The organism is Kovacikia sp. CALU 1929 (assembly GCF_056784235.1).
Genome location: NZ_JBXBCF010000006.1, coordinates 1 through 3352, shown reverse-complemented (window position 1 = coordinate 3352; position 3352 = coordinate 1). Strand labels below are relative to the sequence as shown.

At 41.6% G+C, this 3352-nt stretch carries 4 protein-coding genes; 2 read left to right on the top strand and 2 right to left on the bottom strand.

Annotated elements, in window-relative coordinates; translation table 11 throughout:
* Window positions 1-72: 72 nt before the first annotated feature.
* Complete coding sequence (locus AC1S52_RS00445; RefSeq protein WP_482027069.1) at window positions 73-648, top strand: HesA/MoeB/ThiF family protein; 576 nt, start codon at window positions 73-75, stop codon at window positions 646-648.
* 114 nt (window positions 649-762) lie between these two features.
* Here AC1S52_RS00445 and AC1S52_RS00440 read toward each other — a convergent pair whose 3' ends face one another.
* Both AC1S52_RS00440 and AC1S52_RS00435 read right to left on the bottom strand, forming a co-directional pair.
* Window positions 763-1266 (bottom strand): SRPBCC family protein, encoded by a 504-nt coding sequence (locus AC1S52_RS00440; protein WP_482027068.1) that lies wholly within the window; start codon window positions 1264-1266, stop codon window positions 763-765.
* Window positions 1229-1600, bottom strand: a complete 372-nt coding sequence (locus tag AC1S52_RS00435) for an ArsR/SmtB family transcription factor (RefSeq protein ID WP_482027067.1) — start codon at window positions 1598-1600, stop codon at window positions 1229-1231. Before AC1S52_RS00435 ends, AC1S52_RS00440 begins: the two co-directional genes overlap by 38 nt.
* A gap of 404 nt (window positions 1601-2004) precedes the next feature.
* Here AC1S52_RS00435 and AC1S52_RS00430 point away from each other — a divergent pair, with 404 nt between their 5' ends.
* Window positions 2005-3078, top strand: coding sequence for a hypothetical protein (locus AC1S52_RS00430; RefSeq protein ID WP_482027066.1), 1074 nt, complete (start codon window positions 2005-2007; stop codon window positions 3076-3078).
* Window positions 3079-3352: the final 274 nt, after the last annotated feature.

The window sequence follows — 3352 nt, the reverse complement described above, 5'->3', positions numbered from 1 at the left end:
ACTCCAACTTAAAGTTGATCAACTGATTGCTCAGTTAACTCCTGAGCTAATTGCTTCCATCACAGGGTATGCATTTATTCTCGATGCCCTATCTGCCCTGAATACTGTTTAAATTGGTATGAGAATTTAGCTCGTGCTGGCTTTGGTAAGCTCAAGGTGATTGATCGCGATCGCATTGAGGAACACAATCTTTCCACGCAGCCTTACTACCGTTCGGATGTGGGTGCATTTAAGGCCAAGATTTTGGCGAATAATTTGTACCGGGCGATCGGAACAAAGGTAGACGCTGAAACCAAAGAACTGACTGCGGCAAATGCTGCTCAACTACTCAAAGAGAGTGGATTGATTGTTGACGTGTTCGATAACAGCACTTCTCGTCAAGCCGTGAAGGATTATGGCGATCACAGTGGCATTCCTTGCCTCCATGCTGGACTCTCTGCGGATTATGCAGAAGTAATCTGGAATGGTGTTTATCGAGTTCCATCCGATGTCAATGATGATGTTTGTGATTATCCCCTCGCACGTAACTTGGTAATGCTAACGGTAGCTGTAACTTGTGAGTCGATCATTTCTTTTATTGCGACAGAAGAACAACGGCACTTCACAATCACCTTGAAAGATTTGAGTATTCAATTTCTCAATCTGTGATATTAGATGGTGGCTGGACAGCTCTCCGTAGACGGTCACCATCACTTTCCGTTGTTGCACGAGATTAGAAAGTTGATACCTGGAATTACTTCTCCTGTTTCTGCTTCACTGCTGCTAAGGATGCTTCATGTGAGCAACAAGCTGGTCGAGAGCTTTGCCCCATCCATCATAAAAGCCCATGTCCTCATGTTTCTTGCAATCCTCTTGATTGCCATGAATAACAAGTGCGGTATATTTCGTTCCCTGCTCGTGCGGCTCAAGCGTGAGCACGGCTGTGAACGGGAAGTCACCGCTGTTCTTCTCAGATGACTGGATGATGGGACGATAGCCCGGTTGAAGGGCATTTGTCCAAACCAGCTTTTCGTTCGGGATGACTTCCAAATAACATCCGACGTTGGGAAACTCTTGCCCCTCTGGAGAACACATGACCGTGCGGAAAAGACCGCCAGGGCGAAGATCAATCTCGCAGTCGATCGTTTTCCAGGGTGCGGGAGTAAACCAGTGCTTCAAGTGCTCTGGCGTTGTCCAGGCTGCCCAAACCAGTTCTGGTGAAACATCAACGATGCGTTCAAACACCAGGTCAAGTTGAGGATCCGGTTGATGAGTTAATGGAGTCATCGGTATTATCCTTCAGTTGATTGAGGTAAGAATCCAATTGATTGAGGCGAGCTTCCCAGAGGTGGCGTTGTTCTATCATCCACTGTTCAGCAGCCACTAAAGCATGTGGCGAGAGTTGATAGGTGCGGATGCGACCTATTTTTTGGGACTGAACCAATCCACAGTCACTCAAAACATTGAGGTGCTGAGTAAACGACGGCAATGCCATATCGAATGGCTGCGCGAGTTCGCTAACCGCAGCAGGTCCAATACTGAGCCGTTCCAGGACGGCACGCCTGGTTGGGTCTGCCAGAGCGTAAAAGACGCGATCGAGTTGAATCAATTGGTTAGGCATATACCTAACTATAACGCCAATCAATACTTAGGTAAATACCTTTCTTTTGTTGGATTGTCAGGCGATCGCTTCTCCTGTTTTCTGGGATATGAGGTTGCGATCGTCTACACTGCCATTTGCTCCAGCTCAGACACCTGCCATTCAGCGTGCATCAGCAAAATATTGCCTGTTTGGATCACGTGTTTGATGTTGAGGTCGAAGTTATGCCGAATGATTCTGCTATTCCCTTAAAACGGGATCTGAGGCAGAATCATTCAGCTTAGTAATTGTTAGCTATACTGAGAATGTTTCGGCGGTATCACCGTTATACAGCCAAATCATGGGCTGTATAGAGTCTTTGTGAATCTGATTTAGATTCTGCTAAAGATGCAGGACGGCAATTTTTATGCGGACATAAAATAAAAATGATTGTAACTGATTACATTTGCTGTAAAACTTGTGGAGAAAAATATTTTTTGAGAGTTGGAGTTGGCTTAGAAAAATATCAAGTTCATAGCTTTGACTGTAAATCATGCAGTTTACCAGTTTCAATTGCTATAAGAGTTTTAGATCCTCCCAATGCACAGTTTGAAGGAGTAGAGAATGTAATCTTTTTGGACAAAACTGTTACATCCATTAATCATTCTGAAGAAGACGGCATTATTATCAACCTTCATCCTTTTTTTGCATTCGATCAAGATGAAATTCACAATCGTTTTGCTTTTCCATCAATGCTGTACGTATCAAAGATAACGGAGCATCTTCGTTGGCTTCCTCATAGCAGATTTCAAGATATTGAACGCCAGTTTAACATTCCAAATGCAAATAACGTGTGGAGTACTGTTAAAAACTTACTACTGTTAGAAAACAATAAGGGAAAGACAAAAATCATCAATAAACTGATTAAACAATATGAAGACCAACGAAAAGTTTATATACCTGAGACTCAGGTGTTTTCTGTAAAAGATGCCGCGTTAAATTTCTTTGATAATCTCTTTTATCCAAGATTTGGAACGATTTCTGAGCCTGCACTTAATTTTATTGTTTCTATCAAGAAGAATAAACCTGATGAATTTCAAAAGTTTTTGAGCTTTTACTTACAGGATATTAAGCAACAGCATTTAACGCAGTACCTCCTAACTTTTTCTGACTACTTCAAAATTTATACTCAGTTAAGCCAAATTGTTGTCCATGCAAGAATCGGAGATGAGAAAGTAGATGATAAAATAGTTGGGTCAAAGTGTTTTGAAGATGTCAAGCTCTATTATGGTCAAGTTTATGAAGCATTGACAAGTTGTTTTGTTATATTTGCTTGTTTAAATAATATCCACGCCGGAAGAGCATATGATCAATTTGAAAGTATGACCCTCAATAAATATATTAAGGATGTTAGTAAAGAGAAAAAAGCAAATCCTTTTATTAATATTAAACCATTTGCTGTATTTACAGAAGGTTTAGATAGCACTTTGCGAAACGGTTCACATCACGCTTCGATATAGCGTGATGGAGAAAAGATTTTCTATAAAAGTGGAGGTACAGGGATGCAAAGAGAAATTCCGTTTAGCCGATACCTACATCTCTGCAATAAGCTAACTATTTCGTTGGCAGCCATGTTTAGGATAGAGCTTGAGCTAAGAAACTGTTTGTAAATAGATATGAAGTAAATGGTGATCAGGAGACGGAAAGAGCGATACCTAAGTCATTCATCTACCTGCGCTTGAGAGCATGAGTCAACCATTTTATGACAGTGACTTGACCGACGAGGAATGGCAA